The sequence below is a fragment of the Saccharopolyspora aridisoli genome (genome assembly GCF_004348445.1).
GTDB classification, from domain to species: domain Bacteria; phylum Actinomycetota; class Actinomycetes; order Mycobacteriales; family Pseudonocardiaceae; genus Saccharopolyspora; species Saccharopolyspora aridisoli.
In genome coordinates, this window is record NZ_SMKV01000020.1 from 43,193 (window position 1) to 59,212 (window position 16,020).

Sequence of the window (16,020 nt, forward strand, 5' to 3'; positions counted from 1 at the left end):
GATCCGTCGCGGGCATGCCGTTCCATCGGCGTCAAATAGCGGGCGCCGTGAGGAAAGGAATACGAAGTGCTCATCTCCCAGCGACCCACACTGTCCGAAGAGGCCGTGTCGGAGACCCGTTCCCGGTTCGTCATCGAGCCGCTGGAGCCGGGCTTCGGTTACACCCTGGGCAACTCGCTGCGTCGTACGCTGCTCTCCTCCATCCCGGGGGCGGCGGTCACCAGCCTGCGCATCGACGGTGTGCTGCACGAGTTCACCACGATTCCGGGTGTGAAGGAGGACGTCACCGACGTCATCCTGAACATCAAGGAGCTCGTCGTCTCCTCCGAGGAGGACGAGCCGGTCACCATGTACCTGCGCAAGCAGGGCCCGGGTGAGGTCACCGCCGCGGACATCGTTCCGCCGGCCGGTGTCACCGTGCACAACCCCGAGCTGCACATCGCCACGCTGAACGCGAAGGGCAAGCTGGAGATCGAGCTCGTCGTCGAGCGTGGTCGTGGCTACGTGCCCGCGATGCAGAACAAGCAGACCGGTGCTGAGATCGGCCGGATCCCGGTCGACTCGATCTACTCGCCGGTTCTGAAGGTGACCTACAAGGTCGAGGCCACTCGTGTCGAGCAGCGCACCGACTTCGACAAGCTGATCCTCGACGTCGAGAGCAAGCCGTCCATCACGCCCCGCGATGCGGTGGCGTCGGCCGGACGCACTCTCGTCGAGCTGTTCGGGCTCGCTCGCGAGCTCAACGTCGATGCCGAGGGCATCGAGATCGGACCGTCGCCGGCGGAGGCCGACACCATCGCGGCCTACGCGATGCCGATCGAGGACCTGGACCTGACGGTTCGCTCTTACAACTGCCTCAAGCGGGAGGGCATCCACACCGTCGGCGAGCTGGTTTCGCGCAGCGAGGCCGACCTGCTGGACATTCGCAACTTCGGTGCGAAGTCCATCGACGAGGTCAAGATGAAGCTGGCCGGTCTGGGCTTGGCCCTCAAGGACAGCCCGCCCGGGTTCGACCCGTCCGCAGCCGCGGCCGAGTACCCCGCGGAGAGCTGGACCGCCGAGGACGAGGTCATCGTCGGCTCGGCGGGTCCCGTCGAGGACAACGGCTACGACGACGGTCAGGACTACGCGGAGACAGAGCAGCTGTAGCTGTGTTGCGCGTCCGGGGTTCACCGGCGCGCCCTCGAGAGGAGCAACCGATGCCCACCCCGACCAAGGGTCCGCGTCTCGGCGGGTCCCCGTCGCACGAGCGGCTCATCCTGGCCAACCTGGCCACCTCGCTGTTCGAGCACGGTCGGATCACCACCACCGAGGCGAAGGCGAAGCGGCTGCGGCCGATCGCCGAGCGGCTCATCACCAAGGCCAAGAAGGGCGACCTGCACAACCGTCGCGAGGTCATGAAGACCATCCGCGACAAGGACGTCGTGCACAAGCTCTTCGCCGAGATCGGCCCGTTCTTCGCCGACCGCGACGGCGGTTACACCCGCATCATCAAGGCGATGCCGCGCAAGGGTGACAACGCGAAGATGGCTGTGATCGCGCTGGTGGCGGAGAAGACCGCCACCTCCGAGGCCGAGGCCGCCCGCGGCACCAAGTTCGCCGCTGACGAGCAGCCTGAGGCTGCGGAGTCGAAGGGCGAAGAGACGGTCGAGACCACTGAGGCCGATGAGGCTCAGGTCGAGACCACCGAAGACACCGCCGCCGAGAAGAAGGACGAGTCCTGATCCTGGCCGGTGATGCTGTGCACGAGCCCGCTGTTCCCGCTGGGGATGGCGGGCTCGTTCGCGTGCGCCTCGACCTGTCCTACGACGGGACGGACTTCAAGGGTTGGGCCAAGCAACCGGGCCTGCGCACCGTGCAGGGGCTGGTGGAGGACGCGCTGGCCAAGCAGCCCCCTGGTCGCGAGGTGCCCAAGTCCGTCGTGGTCGCCGGTCGCACGGACACCGGCGTGCACGCGACCGGTCAGGTGCTGCACTTCGACGTCGTCCCGCTGGATCCCGAGGCGCCCGGTCGCCTGCCGGTCGATTCGAGCGGAATCCCGGACCTGACGCGCATGGTCCACCGGTGGAACCGGATCCTCCCGCCGGACGTGCGAGTTCTCGGCGCCCAGGTGGTCCCCCCGGAGTTCGACGCCCGCTTCTCGGCGCTGCGGCGCCACTACCGCTACCAGGTCTCAGACGCACCGTGGGGCGCTGATCCGCTGCGGCGCAAGGACACCCTGGCCTGGAACCGCCCGCTGGACGTGGACGCGCTGAACGAGGCGTCCCGAGGACTCCTGGGCCTCAACGATTTCGCGGCCTACTGCAAGCCCCGGGACGGCGCGACGACGATCCGCGAGCTCCAGCGCTTCACCTGGAACCGCGTGGAGGACAACCTCATCGTCGCCGACGTCTCGGCCGACGCCTTCTGCCACTCCATGGTCCGCAGCCTCGTCGGCACCCTCCTGATGAGCGGCGACGGCCGCCGCGCGGAGTCCCACCCGGCGGACCTGCTGGCGGCGCAGACCCGCACCACCGCAGTGGCCCCACCCCACGGCCTCACCCTTCGCGCGATCGACTACCCCTCGTCGGACGAGCTGGCGCGCAGAGCCAGCCAGACGCGGGCCGTTCGCGACCTCTCCTGACCAGCGCTGCGCGGTCAGGCTCGGTTCACCGTCCGGGGCGATCGGCCAGTTCGCGCCACTGCGCGCGCGTTCCTGAACGGCTTGTTCGACGCCCGGTCGCCCAGGGTGGGTGAACGCCCAGGCAACCGTCCCATGGCCGCACCCGTGGGCTCCTCCTCAACAACGGGTCAGCGACGAGGAACTCCGAGCTCGGCGCGAGATCCGGGCCGCAACGACGAATCCCCCGGCCGACGGCCGGGGGATTCGCGAGCGGAGAGGTCAGTCGCCTCGGCGTATGGGGCCGAGGATCTCCTTCTCCTTCTGGTTCGTCACCAGGCGGATCATCGTCCAGGTCATGTTGCCCAGCGCGATGAGCTGGTCGTCCTGGAGCTGCGTGAGCGGCTGCACCTGGTGGTTGCGCAGGCTCCAGATGCGCTGGGCTAGCTGGGCCTGGTTGAGCGGCAGGCGCTGCAGCAGGACCAGGTCCGCGGTGTTGGCCGCGGTGCCGCTGCTGACCTGCGGGTGCAGGTACGGCAGCACGTACATGGTCGTCTGCCACGGCGCGCGCGGCGGGAACAGCTCTTGCGGAACGGCACCGCCGTCGTGGATGACCAGCAGCGGGGTGTCCTCGGAGGACCGCGGCAGGTCGAACGGGGCTAGCCGGCGGATCTGCACCAGCGGAACGGGCTTGCCGTCCGGGGTTTCACCGGCGGCGCGTTCCAGCATCTTCCACGCGGCCGGACGCCCGGTCGCGATGATCACCCACGCACCGGTGGCCATGGCCCGCAGCGCGAGCTGGCGGGCCAGGTAGAGACCGCCCACGGTGACCATGCGGGTCGGCAGCGAGCGCAGGATCGACGCCGCCTGGGCCTCGCCCTGCGGGTCGGATCCGATGATCACACCACCGCGGTCGCCCGACGGGCTGATGGCGTCCAGGGTCTCCGGCGTGACGAGGAACTCCGGTGCGACGCCCTGGCTTCCCGGAACGTCGATCGTCCTGCTTCGGCTCATGCCGCACCTCCGAGCGGCAGCGTCGCTGCGTAACCCGCCAGCTGCGAACCGCGCAGCGGCGTGAGGGTCAACCCGAGTCGGTTGCTGATGGCCTTCAACCGCGCGTCGGCGGTGTCCAGCTCGGCGGGTGTGCGGGCCGAAACTCGCACCAGACCGCGCAGGCCGACCTCGTTCTCCTCACCGACCGGCGAGACCGACAGGGCGATGCTGGTGGACAGCGCCCGAATGCCGGTGAGCGCGTTGAGGCTGTCGTTCATCTGGTTCGGCCACGAGGTGATGGCGTAGCTGGAGTGGCCGACGCCACCGGCGGTGACGCCGTCCCAACGCTCCTTGAGGCCCACCGGCCGCTGCGACCCGAGCACGCTGTGCAGTTCGGCGGAGGAGATTCCCGCCTGCAGCAGCTCGTCGGGGTCCAGCGGGCGGGCCGGAATTCCGCGCTGCTCCAAGGAGGAACGCACCCGGGACAGGGCGCCGATCAGCGCGCGCTGGGCGCCGAGCACGCCACCGCCGCGCTCACCGACGGCCTTCGCGCACCTCTGCGGGTCGAGGCGCACGGCGATCCAAGTGGTGCGGCGGGCCGCGGCGGGAAGCCGGCCCAGCACCTCGAGGTAGGAGTTCAGCGCCGGGGAGTTCGACGGCAGGGCCGCGCTTCCCGGGTAGCAGTGCCAGATGACCTGGATCGCGTCGAGCACCACGCCGCGGTCCTCCAGGCACGGCACGAGAACGCCCAGCGGCAGGTTCGGCGCGTTGTCCACGGGGTTGAGCAGCGAGGGGGTCGGCTCGACCATCAGCACCGCGGTCCACTTGCCGTTGTGCCACGACATCCCGACCGGGTTCCGGTCGTGGTCCTGGGTGCGGGCGATCACGAGGTCTTCGACGACCAAGCGCAGCAGGGCGACCCGGTGGTTCTCGTCCGGGCCGATGATGCCGTCGCCGTCCTTGTCCTCAGCGGGTTCGGCGACATCGACGTTCGCCGGCTGCGAGGCGCGGGTGTGGTTGCGACCGCGGTATTCGAGCACCAGCCCGAACCACTGCGTGAACCAGCGGCCACGGCGGCGAAGCAGGGCGATGATCAGGGCCAGCAAGGCGATTCCGCCCGCGATGGACCACATGACCGGGTCTCGCGGGTTGATCAAGAAGACGCCGGCGCCGATTCCCAGGCCGACTTCGATGAGCACGATGTTGGCCGCCGGGATTCCGGCGAGCGTCACGCCGTTGATCCGCCGACGGCGCGCGCGAATCCGGGCGCGGGTCGGGTTGACGGCCCCGGGAGCCTTCGGCTGGGCCGGATGTTGTGTGGGCACGGACATCCGTTCGGTCTCTCCCCCTCGCAGGTAGGTGCGGCGGACGCGTTCGTCGGAGTTGAGCCGCGTGCAGAGAATACTGACGGAGTCCGCCGAACCGCACCCATTCGGTATATCTCAGCGACTATCCTGCGAAACCGTACCTCGGACGGGAGAGCTGTAGGCGAAGAATGGCATCAACACCCACAACGAAGTCACAGGTTCAGGCCTATCGGTTCGTGCTTCGCCGCATGGAGTCGGCGCTGGTGCGGAAAGACGCGGTGATGCTCCACGATCCGATGGGCTCGCACAAGCGGGCCACGGTCGCGGGTGCGGTGCTGGCGGCCGTCGGCGTAGTCGGGTTCCTCGTCTGGGGCCTGTTCGGCGGCAAGGGCACGGTTCCCGAACCAGGGAACATCGTCGTCGCGAAGGAGAGCGGCAGCGTTTTCGTCGTCACCTCTGACGACAAGGCGCAGAAGCGGTTGATCCCGATGCTCAACATGGCATCGGCGAAGCTCCTGGTGATGCAGCAGGGCGGCAAGCAGGGCAGCGGCGCGGTGCCGACGACCACGGTCAAGGAAGCGGCGCTGGCGGACTTCCCGCGCGGCCCGCTGACCGGCATGGTCAACGCCCCGACCTACGTGCCGAGCGCGGACAACCCGGCGGAACCGTCGTGGGCGATCTGCGATGTCGGCCAGGTGCAGGGGAATCTGAGCTCCTCGCGCGTGGAAGCCGCCACGAAGGTCGAGACGACGGTCATCGGCGGTGACGGCAACCACGGCACCCAGCTGGACCCGAGGCAGTCGCTGTTCGTCAAGGACCAGAGCTCGGGCGACGAGTACCTCGTCTACCGGGTCGGCCGCGACGACAACACGCACGCGGTGAAGTCGAAGGTCGCCAAGAGCGAAACCGTCGTTCGCGACGTCTTCGGTCTCAACGGCGTTACTCCGCGCACGATCAGCACCAACATGCTCAACGCGATTCCGAGCGTCCCGGAGCTGTCGGTCCCGGAGATCGACGGTGCGGGACAACCCGCCTCGTACCTGAACCGGTACAAGGTCGGTGACGTGGTCAAGCGCAGCGTTCCCGGTGAGCCGGAGCAGTTCTTCGTGCTGCTGCAGGACGGCAAGCAGGAGCTCAGCGCCGAAGGTGCGGCCGCCGTGCTGCACGCGGGCAAGGTTTCCAGTCGCGAGATCCCGAACGTCACCGGTGCCATCACCGACGCTCAGCGGACGGAAAACCCGCTCAACCTCGATTACTTCCCGATGTCGGTGCCCAAGCCGGTTTCCTTCCAGCAGGCCGACACGTCCTGCCTGAGCTGGAAGAACATCGGCGGAGCTCAGGTGATCACGGTCACGCTGAACGAGGGCACCCCGGCGGTGAAGCCGGCGGTGAAGCTGGCCCAGTTCGACGGTTCGGGCCCGCAGGTCGACTACTACTACGGCGCGGCGGGCAAGGCGGCCGTCGTGCGCGGCACGTCCAACGAGGCCGGTGCTGAGAGCGGCCCGATCTTCCTGGTCTCCGACCAGGGCGTGCAGTACGGCGTCAAGGACCTCGCCACCGCGCAGGGCCTGGGCGTCGCCAAGAGCGCGGGTGACATCAAGGCGGGTCCGTCGTGGCTGATGCGCAGCCTGCCGCGCGGCGACTTCCTCGACCCGGCCGCCGCCAGCGTCACCTACGACTCGGTGCCGGTCATGCCGGGCGGCGTGAACCGCCCGGCCCCGAAGCCGCAGGCCGGAGGAGCCGCCGGAGGCTGATCCGCGCAGGCGAGGTGGGAAGTTCCAGCGGGAACCTCTCACCTCGCCGGGAACCGAACCGCCGGTTTCGAACGTCCGAGGAACGAGCGAACCGCCCGCAGCCACGGTGAGCTGCGGGCGGTTTCGTCTTGGGAGCGAGATCCGATCTTGGAGGTGGGCGGATGTCGGGGATCAGGATCGACATCGAGTGGCTGTCGACCCACGCGCGGCAGGTGAAGGACGCCGGTGAGGACATCACCACCGGCCGGGCGAAACTGGCGGAGGCGGAGCTCACCGGTGCGTCCTTCGGCGAGATCGGCCGGAGATCTGGTGCGCCCGATGCGTATCAGCGGCTGCGCGAGCAGCTGCTGGACCGGCACCGCAAGGCCGCCGAGACGCTGACCAGCGCGGGTGACGAACTGCGCGAGGTGGTCGACCACCACTCCGCCGGTGACGACGACAGCGCTGTTGACCTGCGCAGGCAGGAGGCGTGACGATGTCGACCGAGCACCAGCACTACCTCGCGGGCATCGCCGAGGAGCTCGACGTCCCGTACTTCCCACCCAGCGCCGTCGACGAACTCGTGGGCAGGCCGGAGGATTTCCGCGCGGCCGCCCAGGTGTGGCGCGAGGCCGCCGAGGTCGTCGAGCAGTCCTCAGGTGACGTGGACGGAGAGCTGGGCGGGATCGACACGGCGTGGCAGGGCGCGGACGCCGAGGCGTTCGTCGCGCACGTCCGCGACGCCGGGCTCGCGGGCAAGGACCTCGCCGATGCGATGACAGGACTCGCCGATGCCCTCGATCACACCGCGGAGGGCGTCGGTGCGCAGGAGAGACGTCTGAACGAGCTGGTCGCCAGGACCGCCGACGACGTCAGGGCCGCGATGACGGCCGCCGACGCCGAGCGCGCCCGCGAGCACCTGGCCGACCTCGCCGAACCCGCCCGCGAGCTCCTGGAGTCCATAGCGGACTACTACATGGCCTTCACCCGGCTCTGCGACGACGTGGCCGGAGTCGCGACCCGCGAACCCGGTCGCTGGGAGGCTCAGCTACCGGCCGAGGTCTCCGCTGGAACTCCGGCTGCTCCGGGAACTTCCGAGGCCACCGCGACCACGGAACCCGCCGGGACCACTGCGGCGTCGGCGGAGTCCGGGCAGGGGGAGGACCAACCCGGCGCGGGTGCCGCTGCGGGTGGCATCGCCGCAGGCGCAGCCGTGGGAGCGGCAGGCGTCGGCATGGGAATGGTGCCGATGGGCATGATGGGCGGAACGATGGGCCAGCGAGGTGGCGGCAACCAGGAGCGCCAGAACTCCTCCCGCCTCAAGTCCAACCCGGAAGACCTCTTCGGTGCCCAACCTGACGCGCCCCCAGCGGTCTTCGGCGAGCAGGCGAACTCCCAGCAGTCCCAAGCGGATCAGAAGCCCGAGGAAGCGCAGACGACGCCGAGGGGGTTGGACCTGCCCTCGACCCTGCAAGCGGCACCGCCGAAGCCCTCGATCGACGAGGCCCTGGCTCCAGAGGTGGACTCCAAGCCGAAGCCGGAAGCGGGCACCGCGGGCATCGCCGACGCCCCACCTCCGAAGCCCCGAGGTTGATCCACTCCGCGTTCCCGCTGCGCAACCACCCACCACGCGTTGGGGGTGTTGTGATGTTCGGGTGAGAGGTACTTTGTGGGGCGCGCGGTGTGGATGTGAGGAAGGGCCGTCTCCCAGGGGAGACGGCCCCTTTCTCGGTCCAGCGCAGCGGAGGTCGCGCCTCAGCGGTTCTGGCGGGCCCGAGCGCGGACGCTGCGGACCGCGTTGGCGAGGAACGCCGTGAAGACGATGCCCGCGATTCCCGCTCCCGCACCGCCGATGGCGACGATGATGGCCGGGAAGTCCTTCTGCTGCAGGGCATCCGCCGCGAGGTGCGTCGGCTTCTTCGGCGGCGCCTGCTTGCCGTGCTCAGCCGGGACCACGTCTTGCAGAGCGGCCATCGGGTCGATCATGCCGTAGCCGACGATGTCGTTGCGCCCGTTGACGCCGCCCGGGTGCAGAGCGGTGGTCTTGATCCGCTCCATGACTTGGGCCGCCGACATCGTGGGGAACTTCTGCTTGATCAGCAGAGCCAGCCCGGACACGTACGGAGCCGCGAAGCTCGTGCCCTGGATCGGCCCCATCTGCCCGTCCTCGCCCTCGGAGATCTGGCTGACCAGACCGCTTCCGCCGTTGCCGGGGTCGAGCGCGATCAGGTTCTCACCGGGAGCCGCCACGTCGACCCAAGGACCCGGGACGGTGAACTCCGACGGAGCTCCCTGCTGGTTCAGCGAGGCCACGGTGAGCACCTCGTCGTCGAACCACGCGGGCAGCACGGCCGTCGACGGACTGCCGGGCGAGTTCTTCTGGCAGTTCCCGCCGACGTTCCCCGCAGCGGCGACGATCACGATGTCCTGGTTGTAGGCGTTCTTGACGGCGTTGTGCAACATCTGGTTGCCGTAGTCGTCGTACCTGCTCGCCTGCGCGATCGGCTGGCACGAGGACTGCGAGATGTTGATGACCTCCGCGCCCCGCGAGGCCGCGAGGTTGATCGCCTGCGCCATGGTCTCGGTGGTGCCGACCGTGGCGTTGGTCTGGTCGTCGACGAAGAGGTTGGACGTCTGCCGGATCGACAGGATCGTCGAGTCCGGCGCCACACCGACGTAGCCGGTCTCACCGGTCGGATCGGGATCGGCGGAGATGACGCCGGCCACGATCGTTCCGTGCCCGTCGCAGTCCTCCGTGCCCCGCCCGTCGGACGTGATCGAGGTGCCACCGGGCAGAACCGTGCCCAGCCGCGGGTGGTTGTTCACACCGGTGTCGATCACGGCCACCATCTCGTTGGCCCCGGTGTATCCCAGCTCGTGCGCCCGCTCGTAACCGAGGACCAGCTGGCTCCAGGGCTTCTCCGGGATCGTGCTGCCAGGACTGCCGTTCATGCAGCCTTGCTTCTGCGGGAAGTTCTGCGGCTTGAGCGACGTCCCGGTCTGCTTGCTGGGGTCCAGCCGCGGTGGTCCCACCTGCTGCGCGATGGCCGGGGCCATCGGTCCGCTGAGCCCGAGGACGCCCACCGCGGCGCACAGCGCGAGTCCGCGCCGTGCGCCGCGAGAGCGGGGGTGCTTGAAGCCCATGTGCGAGGTCCCTCTTAGAAGTTCAGGTTCAGGTCGCGGATGGCCATGTAGAGGTCCATCGCGGCCAGCGCCAGCGGGAGCACCAGGGCGATCAGGACGGCTTCGAGGATGTCGACCATCCGGCGCTGAACCGGCGAGAACCGGCGGTTCGGGAACACGACGCCGAAGATCACCGCGAGGCCGCCGAGGACCAGCAGCGGCGGGAACACGGCCGCCACGTACACCGGGTTGTCAGCGACCTGCACCAGCAGTCCGACGGTGATGCCCGCCGAGGCCAGCAGACCGTTGAACAGCAGCGCCAGCGCCTGGCTGCCGTTGGCGTAGTTGCGGCCGCGCAGCAGCAGGACAGCGGCGACGACGACGGCGAACGCCGAGCCCCAGATGGGGTTGGTCGCGGCGGCGACCATGGCGCCGATGGCCGCGACGACGCCGCAACCGATGATCAAACCGGTCATGTACTGGTGGGCCAGTCCGGTCTGCCGCTCGATCATCCGGTAGTCGGGGAACCCGGAGTCCTCCTTGAGGTCCTCCGCGCTGCCCGGAACGTGCGGCAGCGGCAGCTTCGACAGCTGGATGGTGATGCGCGGCAGCAGGGAGATCCCGGCCAGCGCCACGGCACCGGCGCCTGCGGCGACGCTGGAGGCGCTGACCTGCGAGAAGATCGTCGCGACGGCGAAGGCGATGGTGCCGAAAGCTCCGGCCGTGGCGGCCGCGATGAACGTCACGATGCCCGCACCGATCACCATGATCGAGATCGAGGCGAAGATGAACGCCAGCGCGCTGCCCAGCAGCAACCGCGGTTCCAGCGTGTTGCCGGGAACCATGTTGAAGCCGGCGACGAACGCCATCGGCAGACCACCGGCGCCGGCGATCACCGTTCCGGTCGTGGAGGCCGCGTAGGCGCGGGTGACCATCGAGCCGATGCCGGTCGCGAAGATCGCGATGACCATCGCGGTCACGGCCGCCGCCAGCTGGAACACGACCGCGGTGGTGCCGTGGATGGTGGTCGGGTGCAGCATCCCGGCGGGACCTGCGAGTCCGAGAGCGGCGGCGGCGGCGATGAGCCCCAGCGCGCCGGCGGCGTGGCCGACCTTCGCGGAGGTCTCCTTCGTCCACGGCCGGTAGCTGCCCGGTTCGGCCTCCGCGAGCGCGTCGACGACGTCGTCGTAGAGCGGCGGCGGCGGGTCGTCCGACCGGCGGCGCAGCTGCAAGATGTCGCCGTCGACAACTCCCTGCGAGGACAGCGACTGACTCGGATCGAGGGCCGCGCTCTCACCGAGCTTGGCCAACACCCAGCCGCCGTGCCGCGAACCGCCGTCCGGGGTCATCTCGCGGGCCATATCCAGCAGCATCGGCAGCAGGTCCGCCACCGATACGTCTGAAGGCAGCGCCAGGTCGATACGAGTTGTAGGCGCCACCACCGTCACGCGGCTGAACACCGTGGTCCCGGTCGCCACTTGGGCCCCCTACTCCCTGAAGTTGATTGCCTTGCATTCGTTTGTCGAGGGCTCGATCCAACCAAGGCCGGGTTTTCTTGTCGAAACCCACCCGCCCGATCGGAGAGCGCCCCTAGTATGGCCACACCGACCGTCCACGGGTGACGGGTTTGGCGGAACTCGTGTCAACTACTTGGTATCTGGTTGGTCACGCTGAGCCGTACCCCGTTATCCAGAGCTGCGCGGCAGTGAACAATGCTGGCTGCGAGTTCGACGAGCACCGGAGGTCTTCTGGTGTTTTCAGGCACGTCTGAGAAAGGTTGTTGCGTCCGGTGAGCACGCTGCAGTTCAAGCGAACGCCACGCCTGGCCGCTCCCAGGCCACCGGGCGGGGAGGTGCACCTCGAACCACCGCCGGAAATTCCGCGGACCATCCCGGGAAACATCGTTCAGAAGGTCCTGCCGGGCCTGATGATCGTGGCTTCGCTGGGAATGATGGCCTTCATGTTCACGCGGGCCCAGAACAACCCGATGATGATGATGATGCCGATGATGATGCTCATCTCAACATTCGGGATGATGGCCGGCGGCGGCCGCGACGGCAGTCAGAAGAAGGCCGAGATGGACGAGGACCGCAAGGACTACCTGCGGTACCTCGGCCAGATGCGCGACCGCGCCCGCGAGGCGGCGGACGAGCAGCGCTTGGCCCGTGAGTGGGTGCACCCCGATCCGCAGACCCTGTGGTCGCTGGCGGCCGGCAGCCGCCGGATGTGGGAGCGCCGCCCCAACGACAACGACTTCTGCCAGGTCCGCGTTGGCCGCGGTTCGCAGCGGCTGGAGACCCGCCTGGTCCCGCCGCAGACCGGCCCGGTCGACGAGTTGGAGCCGATCACCACGCTGGCGCTGCGCCGCTTCGTGCGCGCGCACTCGCTGGTGCAGGACCTGCCGATCGCGACGTCGCTGCGCGGTTTCGCCGCGGTGGGCCTGCAGGGCGACAAGGAGCAGGTGCGCGGTCTCGCTCGCGCGATGATCTGCCAGCTGGCCGCCTTCCACACGCCCGAGGACGTGATCATCGCCGTCGCCAGCTCCGGCCAGGCGCGCCGCGAGTGGGAGTGGGTGAAGTGGCTGCCGCACGCGCAGCACCCCACCGAGACCGACGGCATCGGCCAGATGCGGCTGATGGCGGGTTCGCTGGCCACGGTTGAGAGCATGCTCTCCGAGCAGCTGGCCGACCGCCCGCGCTTCCAGCGCAACGCGGCTCCGCCGGACGGTCAGCCGCACGTGGTGATCCTGATCGACGACGCCGAGATCAGCCGCGAGGAAGCCCTCTACGTCGAGGGCGGCCTGGCGGGCGTCACGATGATCGACCTGTCCGACCTGCTGGGGCCGCTCACGGCTCGCCGCGGCATGCGGATGGTCGTGGAGGAGGACCGCATCGGTGCCCGCGGTGGTTCCGGTGTGGAGTGGTTCGGCACGCCGGACACGCTGACCGAGGAAGAGGCGACATCGCTGTCCCGCCAGCTGGCCCCGTACCGGGTCGCCGGTGGTCCGGCCATCGACACCGACTCGGGCAGCTACGAGCCGCTGACCACGCCGTTGAACTACATCGAGCAGCTGGGTCTGGCCGGTGACGTGGTCACCTTCGACCTCAACGAGGCGTGGCGCCCGCGTCCCACCGACGACCTCTACAAGGTCGCGATCGGCCCCGGTGAGCAGGGCGAGATCGTGCACCTGGACATCAAGGAGACCGCGTCGGGCGGTATGGGCCCGCACGGTCTGTGCATCGGTGCGACCGGTTCCGGCAAGTCGGAGTTCCTGCGCACGATCGTGCTGGGCTTGATGGCCACGCACTCCTCGCAGATGCTCAACTTCGTGCTGGTCGACTTCAAGGGTGGCGCGACGTTCAACGGGTTCAACACCCCGCACGTGTCGGCGTCGATCTCCAACCTGGCGGGCGACGGCTCGCTGATCGACCGGATGCAGGACGCGCTGGCCGGTGAGATGAACCGCCGTCAGGAGGTCCTGAACAAGGCGGGGGCGAAGAACGTCTGGGACTACCGGAAGATGGCCGAGGCCGGCGACGAGCACGCGCAGGAGCCGCTGCCGGCGCTGTTCGTGGTCATCGACGAGTTCTCCGAACTCCTCTCCCAGCAGCCGGATTTCGCCGAGCTGTTCGTGATGATCGGTCGGCTGGGTCGTTCGCTGCAGGTCCACCTGCTGCTGGCTTCGCAGCGCCTGGAAGAGGGCAAGCTGCGCGGTCTGGACTCGCACCTGTCCTACCGGATCGGTCTGAAGACCTTCAACGCCGCGGAATCCCGTGCGGCGATCGGTGTCCCGGACGCCGCCGACCTGCCGGCCACCGGTGGTCACGGCTACCTCAAGCACCCCAACGGCATGGACCGCTTCCGCGCGGCCTACGTCTCCGGCCACCTGCACCAGACCAGCGGTCGTCGCCCGACGATGCTGGGCGGGGCCTCGCCGGTGACCGGCGAGAAGATGCCGCGCTACTTCATCCCGGACTTCATCGAGAAGCCACCGGAACCGGAGACGTCGGACGAGCCGGAGGTCAAGGAAGAGGCTCAGGAGCCGGAGTACACCGACTTCCAGATCATCGTCGACAAGTTCAAGAAGCTGGCCGCGCCACCGGCGCACCAGGTCTGGCTGCCGCCGCTGGACGCTCCGGCCACTCTGGACACCCTGCTGCCGCCGCTGCAGTCCACCGACGACCGCGGCTACACCGCCGCCGGGTACTCGGGCAGCTCCCGGTTGCAGATCCCGATCGGCATCATCGACGTTCCGTACCACCAGCGTCAGGACGCGATGACACTCGACCTGTCGGGTCAGGGTGGTCATGGTGCTGTGGTCGGTGGTGTGGGTTCGGGCAAGTCGAACACGATCCGGACGATCATCGCTTCGGCGGCGTTGACGCACACGCCGCAGGAGATGCAGTTCTACTGCGTTGATCTGGGTGGTGGTTCGCTGACCACGCTGCGGGGTTTGCCGCACGTGGGTGGTTACGGTTCGCGTCGTGACCCGGACACGGTTCGCCGGTCGATCGCCGAGCTCAAGGCTGTGCTGGCCGAGCGTGAGGGCCGGTTCCAGCAGCACGGCGTCGAGGGGATGAACGACTACCGCAACCGCAAGCGTCGCGGTGAGTTCGACGACGACCCCTACGGTGATCTGTTCTTGGTGATCGACGGGTGGCGGGCGTTCCGCGAGGAGTTCGAGGCCCTCGAGCAGGACGTGCTGAACCTGGCTTCCAACGGTCTGGCCTTCGGTGTGCACGTGTTCATCACGGCCACCCGGTGGGCGGAGATCCGGCCGGCGATGAAGGACCTGATCCAGACGCGCATCGAGCTGCGACTGGGTGATCCGAGCGAGTCGGAGATCGACCGCAAGGCGGCGGTGAAGGTCCCGCAGGGCCGTCCGGGACGCGGTATGCACGAGTCGAAGCTGCACTTCCTGACGGCGTTGCCTCGGGTGGACAGCGAGAAGATCGGCGACCGGATCGCGGTCGAGGCGCAGGCAGCCGAGGACGAGCGGCGTCCGGCCCGGATGGGCTGGGAGCTCTACAACGACGACGTCTCCGAGGGCGTGGCCGACCTGGTCAACCGGGTCAAGAGCTCCTGGAAGGGCCGTCCGGCCCCGCAGGTGCGCCTGCTGCCGGAACTGCTGCCCTACCAGCAGCTGCCGCGTCCGGAGCAGCAGCCGAACCCGAAGCTGGTGCCGATCGGCATCAACGAGGACGGCCTGCACCCGGTGTACCTGGACTTCCGCGCCGAGCCGAACTTCTACGCCTTCGGCGAGCGGGAATCGGGCAAGACCGCGCTGCTCAAGACGATCGTGCGGGGCATCACCGAGCGCTACACGCCCAAGGAAGCACTGATCCTGCTGGTCGACTACCGGCGCTCGATGCTGGGCTTCCTCAACTCCCACCTGCTGGAGTACTCGGTCGGCGCCGATCAGCTCAAGTCCAACGTCAAGGACGTCTGCGCCTCGCTGAAGAAGCGACTGCCCGGACCCGACGTCACGCAGGAACAGCTGCGCGACCGCTCCTGGTGGAAGGGCCCGGAACTGTTCGTCATCGTCGACGACTACGAACTGGTCGCACCGCAGGGCAACAACCCGCTGGCCCCGCTGGCGGAGTTCATCCCGCAGGCCGCCGACGTGGGACTGCACGTCATCCTGGCCCGCAACTCCGGCGGTGCGGGACGCGCGTTGTACGAACCGCTGATCGGCAAGATGCGCGAAACGTCGGCCCCCGGCCTGGCGATGAGCGCGAACAAGGACGACGGTCAGCTGGTCGCCAACATCAAGTCCCGCCAGCTGCCCCCGGGCCGAGGCACCCTCGTCAGCCGCACCCTCCGCGGCGGCCCGCAGATGATCCAAACAGCCATGATCACCGAACAACAGCAGTGATCTGACGCTGAAGGAGCCTCCCCTCGAACCCGGTTCGAGGGGAGGCTTTTTTGGTGCGCGGCTACCTGCTGCGCGGCTACCTGGTGGGCGGGTTCCCGGCGAGGTGCTTCCAGCAGTCCATGCAGGTGGGTTCGAGTATCCAGGCGATCTCGTTGAGGTCGTGGAGCGTCGCGGCCTCGACTTCGGCTCCGCAGTAGGCGGTCGCGGTCTCCTCGGGGGCGAGCTTGGTCGCGGCGACCGGGAAGGCGTGCCGCTTCCCGGGAACGGGCCGCCACACGTAGGTCAGGTATGCAGGCATCGGGACTCCCCAGTGAGTTGGTGTCGTTAAAGGCTCTCGCGATTTCTGCAAGCCTTGCAAGGTCCACGATTGGGGGTATCGAAAGTGCTGAT

At 68.6% G+C, this 16,020-nt stretch carries 12 protein-coding genes; 7 read left to right on the top strand and 5 right to left on the bottom strand.

The annotated features are described in order from the left end of the window. Window positions 1-66: 66 nt before the first annotated feature. Genes E1161_RS17050 through truA form a run of 3 tightly spaced genes read left to right on the top strand, consistent with a single transcriptional unit; the run spans window position 67 to window position 2,623 of the window. A complete protein-coding gene (locus E1161_RS17050; RefSeq protein WP_132624416.1) occupies window positions 67-1,149 on the top strand; it encodes a DNA-directed RNA polymerase subunit alpha in 1,083 nt (360 codons plus the stop codon). A gap of 50 nt (window positions 1,150-1,199) precedes the next feature. After that, window positions 1,200-1,724 (top strand): 50S ribosomal protein L17, encoded by a 525-nt coding sequence (gene rplQ, locus E1161_RS17055; protein WP_132624418.1) that lies wholly within the window; start codon window positions 1,200-1,202, stop codon window positions 1,722-1,724. Between the two features lie 17 nt (window positions 1,725-1,741). After that, on the top strand, window positions 1,742-2,623 hold the full coding sequence (gene truA, locus E1161_RS17060) for a tRNA pseudouridine(38-40) synthase TruA (RefSeq protein WP_132624420.1): 882 nt from the start codon (window positions 1,742-1,744) through the stop codon (window positions 2,621-2,623). 258 nt (window positions 2,624-2,881) lie between these two features. Here truA and E1161_RS17065 read toward each other — a convergent pair whose 3' ends face one another. After that, window positions 2,882-3,613: a hypothetical protein gene (locus E1161_RS17065; protein ID WP_132624422.1), complete on the bottom strand. Its 732-nt coding sequence runs from the start codon at window positions 3,611-3,613 to the stop codon at window positions 2,882-2,884. Beyond that, complete coding sequence (gene eccE / locus E1161_RS17070) at window positions 3,610-4,923, bottom strand: type VII secretion protein EccE (RefSeq protein ID WP_235875092.1); 1,314 nt, start codon at window positions 4,921-4,923, stop codon at window positions 3,610-3,612. Before eccE ends, E1161_RS17065 begins: the two co-directional genes overlap by 4 nt. 164 nt (window positions 4,924-5,087) lie before the next feature. Between eccE and eccB the strand changes: the two genes are divergently transcribed. The 3 genes from eccB (at window position 5,088) to E1161_RS17085 (ending at window position 8,226) form a co-directional block, all read left to right on the top strand. Continuing rightward, window positions 5,088-6,653, top strand: coding sequence for a type VII secretion protein EccB (eccB, locus tag E1161_RS17075; RefSeq protein ID WP_132624424.1), 1,566 nt, complete (start codon window positions 5,088-5,090; stop codon window positions 6,651-6,653). Between the two features lie 161 nt (window positions 6,654-6,814). After that, entirely contained in the window at window positions 6,815-7,126 is a 312-nt protein-coding gene (locus E1161_RS17080; protein WP_132624426.1) for a DUF2563 family protein, read from the top strand. A 2-nt stretch (window positions 7,127-7,128) separates the two neighbouring features. After that, complete coding sequence (locus E1161_RS17085; RefSeq protein WP_132624428.1) at window positions 7,129-8,226, top strand: WXG100 family type VII secretion target; 1,098 nt, start codon at window positions 7,129-7,131, stop codon at window positions 8,224-8,226. Window positions 8,227-8,387: 161 nt separating this feature from the next. Here the strand turns inward: E1161_RS17085 and mycP are convergent, their stop codons facing one another. Together mycP and eccD are read right to left on the bottom strand one after the other, a co-directional pair. Next, window positions 8,388-9,776: a type VII secretion-associated serine protease mycosin gene (gene mycP / locus E1161_RS17090; protein ID WP_132624430.1), complete on the bottom strand. Its 1,389-nt coding sequence runs from the start codon at window positions 9,774-9,776 to the stop codon at window positions 8,388-8,390. Window positions 9,777-9,790: 14 nt separating this feature from the next. Next, entirely contained in the window at window positions 9,791-11,233 is a 1,443-nt protein-coding gene (gene eccD, locus E1161_RS17095) for a type VII secretion integral membrane protein EccD (RefSeq protein ID WP_132624432.1), read from the bottom strand. A 311-nt stretch (window positions 11,234-11,544) separates the two neighbouring features. Between eccD and eccCa the strand changes: the two genes are divergently transcribed. After that, complete coding sequence (gene eccCa / locus E1161_RS17100) at window positions 11,545-15,630, top strand: type VII secretion protein EccCa (protein WP_132624434.1); 4,086 nt, start codon at window positions 11,545-11,547, stop codon at window positions 15,628-15,630. 76 nt (window positions 15,631-15,706) lie between these two features. Here eccCa and E1161_RS17105 read toward each other — a convergent pair whose 3' ends face one another. Beyond that, the gene (locus tag E1161_RS17105) at window positions 15,707-15,928 is read right to left on the bottom strand and encodes a zinc finger protein (RefSeq protein WP_132624436.1); all 222 of its coding nucleotides are present in this window, start codon (window positions 15,926-15,928) and stop codon (window positions 15,707-15,709) included. Window positions 15,929-16,020: the final 92 nt, after the last annotated feature.

Excerpts from the sequence above, each read along its gene's own strand:
- eccE (WP_235875092.1), bottom strand. The coding sequence starts at position 4,923 with ATGTCCGTGCCCACACAACATCCGGCCCAGCCGAAGGCTCCCGGGGCC.
- E1161_RS17105 (WP_132624436.1), bottom strand. The coding sequence starts at position 15,928 with ATGCCTGCATACCTGACCTACGTGTGGCGGCCCGTTCCCGGGAAGCGG.
- eccB (WP_132624424.1), top strand. The coding sequence starts at position 5,088 with ATGGCATCAACACCCACAACGAAGTCACAGGTTCAGGCCTATCGGTTC.
- E1161_RS17085 (WP_132624428.1), top strand. The coding sequence starts at position 7,129 with ATGTCGACCGAGCACCAGCACTACCTCGCGGGCATCGCCGAGGAGCTC.
- E1161_RS17080 (WP_132624426.1), top strand. The coding sequence starts at position 6,815 with ATGTCGGGGATCAGGATCGACATCGAGTGGCTGTCGACCCACGCGCGG.
- E1161_RS17065 (WP_132624422.1), bottom strand. The coding sequence starts at position 3,613 with ATGAGCCGAAGCAGGACGATCGACGTTCCGGGAAGCCAGGGCGTCGCA.
- rplQ (WP_132624418.1), top strand. The coding sequence starts at position 1,200 with ATGCCCACCCCGACCAAGGGTCCGCGTCTCGGCGGGTCCCCGTCGCAC.
- mycP (WP_132624430.1), bottom strand. The coding sequence starts at position 9,776 with ATGGGCTTCAAGCACCCCCGCTCTCGCGGCGCACGGCGCGGACTCGCG.